Genomic DNA, 4,592 nt, shown 5'->3' with positions numbered 1-4,592 from the left:
ATTATAATTGCTGTAGACAGTTCGTAACCATCCTGTCTTAAAATAAAACTAGGGATAGAAATAAATAAAAATTAGATTAATTTATTTTTTACCGAGGTGTGTTACGACACCTTTTTTTATTTGTTTCAAAGAGGAGAATTATGAGAGAAAGAGAAGAAATGAAAAATATAACGCTCTTAGGCAACCAAGGAACTAAAATGCCTGGAGATTATGCACCAGAAGTTTTGGAGGCATTTGACAACAAACATACAGACAATGACTACTTTGTAAAATTTAATTGTCCTGAGTTTACTTCATTATGCCCTATAACAGGACAACCTGATTTTGCAACTATCTATATATCATACGTTCCAAATGTGAAAATGGTTGAAAGTAAATCTTTAAAATTATATTTATTCAGCTTTAGAAATAGAGGAGATTTTCACGAAGATTGCATGAATATAATTATGAAAGACCTTATAAAATTAATGGATCCAAAGTATATAGAAGTATGGGGTAAATTTACACCAAGAGGTGGGATTTCAATAGATCCATACTGCAACTATGGAAAAGCTGGAACAAAATGGGAAGAGGTAGCTTGGAATAGACTTAGCAATCATGATTTATATCCTGAAAATATCGACAACAGGTAGGTGTAAATTATGAAAATGGTTTTATTTAGTGGAGGAGTAGACAGTTCAACTTGTCTTGCAATGGCTAAGGAAACAGGTGATTCTGTAATGACAGTGTCTTTTGATTATGGACAAAGACATAATGAACAAGAGCTTGAAGCTGCAAAAAAGGTAGCTAAGTATTATGATGTTGAACAGATAAATATTGACTTAAAAGATATTTTTAAACACGGTAATTCATCACTTACAGATTTGAGTTTAGAAGTCAGTGAAGGAGATTATGCAGAACAAGAAAATGCCAATACAGAGGTTGAGTTTAGAAATGGAATATTTATATCTGTGTTAGCTTCATTAGCAATGCAATATAAGGTGGATGAAATTTACTTTGGAGCACATAAAGATGACTCCGGAGTAATTTATCCTGATTGTAGTCCTGAGTTTGTAAAAGCTATGGGAGAGGCTATAAACGTTGGTTCAAGAGGCAAAGTAAGTTTACAAGTTCCATTTTTAAACAAGACTAAAACTGAACTTGTAGCTTATGGGAAAAGCATAGGAGTGCCATATCATTTGACTTATTCTTGTTATAATGGAACTAATCCTCCTTGTGGTAAATGCGGAACTTGTATAGATAGAGAAAAAGCATTTTTAGCAAATGGACTTGATAGGGAAGGACATTATGCAGAAGATTGATTCTTATAATAAAGATAAAAAAGCAGATTTATATAGGCTTATGTTATGGAGCTTATATGCAGTTGCAGTAATAATGAAAAATATTTTTGCAACTAAGAGATGGAGAATTGGAATTATACAAGCTCCTGCTGGCTATATTTTTGAACCTGTAACTTTTATAGCACAAGATGTAGAAACAGAAACTCGAGGCTATAGTAGTGCTAAAACAATGATATTTTGGGGGTTTTTATTAAATATAATTGTAGCTGCTTGCTCACAACTTGCAATTCTACTTCCAAATGTCAGTACAATTGAAATTCAAAATTCATTTGAAATTGTATTGGGTAATGTTCCGAGAATTTTGCTAGCTAGTTTAATAGCATATTTGATTGGTGGAGTATTAAATGTAAAGGTAATGTATTACTTGAAAATGAAAGGTGATAACAGTTTACTATATAGAGCAATAGTGTCTACGATATTAGGTCAATTTGTAGATAATATAATATTTAGTAACATAGCATTTTTAGGTATAATACCGATTAGTCAAATAATTTATATGTCAATTACTATGACAATAATTGAAACTGTTTATGAGATAGTATTTTATCCCGTAACAAAGTTTTTAATATTTAAAATTAAAGAAGCAGAAAGAAAGGACGCACTAATTTAGTACGTCCTAATTTTTTATTCTACTGTAACTGATTTAGCAAGGTTACGAGGTTTATCTACGTCATTTCCTTTTAAAACTGATGCATAATATGCAATTATTTGTAAAGGAACTATACTTATAAGTGGTGCAACCAAATCATCTATTTCAGGTATTTCTATTAGTTGATAAGTATGCTTTTTAAGTCCTTCATTGTAGAAACCTATTGCAAATACTTCAGCACCTCTTGCTGAAATTTCTTGTATATTAGAAACCATTTTATCAATTAAATTCCTTTGAGTAGCCAAAGCAAAAACTTTTGTACCTTCTTCAATAAGAGCTATAGTACCATGCTTTAACTCTCCAGCTGGAAATGATTCAGAGTGTATATAAGAAATTTCTTTAAGTTTTAAAGAACCTTCCTTTGAAGTAATATAGTCAACACCTCTACCTATAAAGTACACGGATTCAGCATCTATAATATGTTGAGAAACTGTCTTATAAATATCTGATTTTTTTAATAAATCTTTTATTATAGCTGGTGTCTTTTTAATTTCATTTATAGCATGTTCTAATTCTTCACTTGTAATTTTACCAACTTTAAGAGCCCAGTCAAGTGTGAACAAATATAGATTGACAACTTGAGAAGTATAAGCTTTAGTAGAAGCTACTGAAATTTCAGGCCCTGCATGGCAATAGAGAACTTTATCAGCCTCTCTAGCTATTGTAGAACCAACAACATTAGTTATAGCATAGACAGTAGCACCGCGTTTTTTAGCTAGTCTTATTGCATTTAAAGTATCAGCAGTTTCTCCAGACTGGCTAACAACGATAACTAGTGTTTTATCTGTTACAAAAGGGTCGCTATATGCAAACTCAGATGCTATTTCGTCTCTAACTTGTTTGCGTATCAATTTTTCAATTAAAAATTTTCCAACTTGTCCAGCGTGAAGTGCTGTACCACAAGATGTGATATATATATTTTCGAAACTTTCAAACTCTTCTTTTGTGAATGTATTTTCACCCAAATCAATTTTATTGTTTTTCAATAAACGGTCTAGAGTACTAGATAAAGTTTTTTCTTGCTCAAAAATTTCTTTAATCATATAGTGGTCGAAGCCTTCTTTAGAAGCAGCTTCAACATCCCAATCTATTTTTGAAATTGGTTTTTCAAGAATATCTAAATTTAAATTATATATAGTAGGAGCTTTTCCTATTTTTAAATGTACTACTTCCATATCATCTAAATAGACAACTTGTTGTGTGTGTTCTACTATTGAAGCAGCATCAGAAGCAACTATATTGCCTGTAGGAGTTACTCCAAGTAATAGTGGAGATTTATTCCTAGCAGCTACTAATTCACTTGGATTATCATTTGCTATTGCACAAATAGCATAAGAACCTTCAAGTTCCTTTAGAGTTCTTATTAGAGCATTTAATAAATTTCCCTCATAAAATTTATCAATTAAATGAGCAATTACTTCGGTATCAGTGTCAGATTTAAATATATATCCTTCATTTGTTAACTTTTCTTTTAATTCAACAAAGTTTTCAATTATTCCATTGTGAACAACTGAAATTGAACCTTCTTTATTCAAATGTGGATGGGCATTTGTTTCTGTTGGAATCCCATGAGTTGCCCAACGAGTGTGCCCTATACCAACTTTTCCATCAAATGGTGATTCTTCAACTGATTTAACTAAGTTTTCTAATTTTCCAGCTCTCTTTAAAGTCTTTATTTCTTCAATACCTATTACAGAAATACCAGCAGAGTCATATCCTCTGTATTCTAATTTTTCTAATCCATTTAAAATAATTTTTGTAGCGCTATTGTCGCCACAGTAACCTACGATTCCGCACATTAAATTTTTACCTCCAAATATATTTTAAGACTCACTTTGTTCTGTTTGTAATCAAAATTTCTTTTGATTTTTGTAGAACACTTAGGCTGTGATACCTTCGGAGCATCCGCCGAAATTTCGATAACTCCGTTCCTCGTCATCCCTGTGTGGATCTGGCGCTTAACTAATTTTTGTCTTTGAGAAATTATAACATATCTAAGAATGTATGTAAAATCTAAACAAATGTGATAGACTATTTTACAGAAGGTGAGTTTATGAAAAAGTTAAATTTTAAAATAGATAATATTGGAACTATAGATGGAGTTTTAAAAATAGAACAACTTTCCAAAATTTTACTAGAAGTTTCAAATTTAGAGTCCAATGTTGCTGATAAGTTTATGGAAGAGAATAATTTGATATGGATGATTTACAGCTGGACCTTTAAACTCAGTAGAAATATAAAAATTGGAGAAGATATAAAGGTTGCTACTTGGGTTTCAAATATATCAAAATTAAGAATTAGTAGAGAATTTGTGATTGAAATTGAAGGTAATGTAATTGGGGAATGTAGAGCTGAATTTTTAATTATAGAGCTTAAAAGCAGAAAGGCAATTGTTGCGCCAAAAGAACTTTTAAATTATTTTGAAATATATAAAAAAGAGCTTTTTAAATCTACTAGGATAAGTCGAAGTGATGTTAATAAACTAGTGTCTGTTAGTATATCTGGTTCAGATTTTGACCAAAATAAACATATAAATAATTCTGTTTATATAAGATGGATAGAAGAGGCTATATATTTAGAAATGAAAAGACATATAAAGTTTT

Annotated in this window: 5 protein-coding genes; 4 read left to right on the top strand and 1 reads right to left on the bottom strand. The window is 30.8% G+C overall.

Annotated elements, in window-relative coordinates; translation table 11 throughout:
* The first annotated feature begins 140 nt into the window (after positions 1 to 140).
* From queF to HMPREF9129_RS06655, 3 genes are read left to right on the top strand one after another with little or no spacing between them, the layout of a single operon-like run.
* A complete protein-coding gene (gene queF / locus HMPREF9129_RS06665) occupies positions 141 to 632 on the top strand; it encodes a preQ(1) synthase (protein WP_004821779.1) in 492 nt (163 codons plus the stop codon).
* A gap of 9 nt (positions 633 to 641) precedes the next feature.
* The gene (queC, locus tag HMPREF9129_RS06660) at positions 642 to 1,301 is read left to right on the top strand and encodes a 7-cyano-7-deazaguanine synthase QueC (protein ID WP_004821776.1); all 660 of its coding nucleotides are present in this window, start codon (positions 642 to 644) and stop codon (positions 1,299 to 1,301) included.
* Positions 1,288 to 1,950, top strand: coding sequence for a queuosine precursor transporter (locus HMPREF9129_RS06655; RefSeq protein WP_004821774.1), 663 nt, complete (start codon positions 1,288 to 1,290; stop codon positions 1,948 to 1,950). The genes queC and HMPREF9129_RS06655 overlap by 14 nt, the downstream gene beginning before the upstream one ends.
* Positions 1,951 to 1,964: 14 nt before the next feature.
* On the opposite strand, the gene glmS is transcribed toward HMPREF9129_RS06655, so the two are convergent.
* Positions 1,965 to 3,788 carry a glutamine--fructose-6-phosphate transaminase (isomerizing) gene (gene glmS / locus HMPREF9129_RS06650; protein WP_004821772.1) on the bottom strand — a complete coding sequence of 608 codons (1,824 nt, stop codon included), beginning with the start codon at positions 3,786 to 3,788 and terminating at the stop codon, positions 1,965 to 1,967.
* A 254-nt stretch (positions 3,789 to 4,042) separates the two neighbouring features.
* On the opposite strand from glmS, the gene HMPREF9129_RS06645 reads away from it, so the two are divergent.
* Positions 4,043 to 4,592: acyl-ACP thioesterase domain-containing protein (locus HMPREF9129_RS06645; RefSeq protein WP_040552717.1), on the top strand; the 550-nt coding region annotated here is incomplete at its 3' end.

The organism is Peptoniphilus indolicus ATCC 29427 (genome assembly GCF_000227315.1).
Taxonomy (GTDB): Bacteria; Bacillota; Clostridia; order Tissierellales; family Peptoniphilaceae; genus Peptoniphilus; species Peptoniphilus indolicus.
The sequence above is the reverse complement of the archived record's forward strand: the minus strand, read 5'-3'. Positions and strand labels throughout refer to the sequence as shown.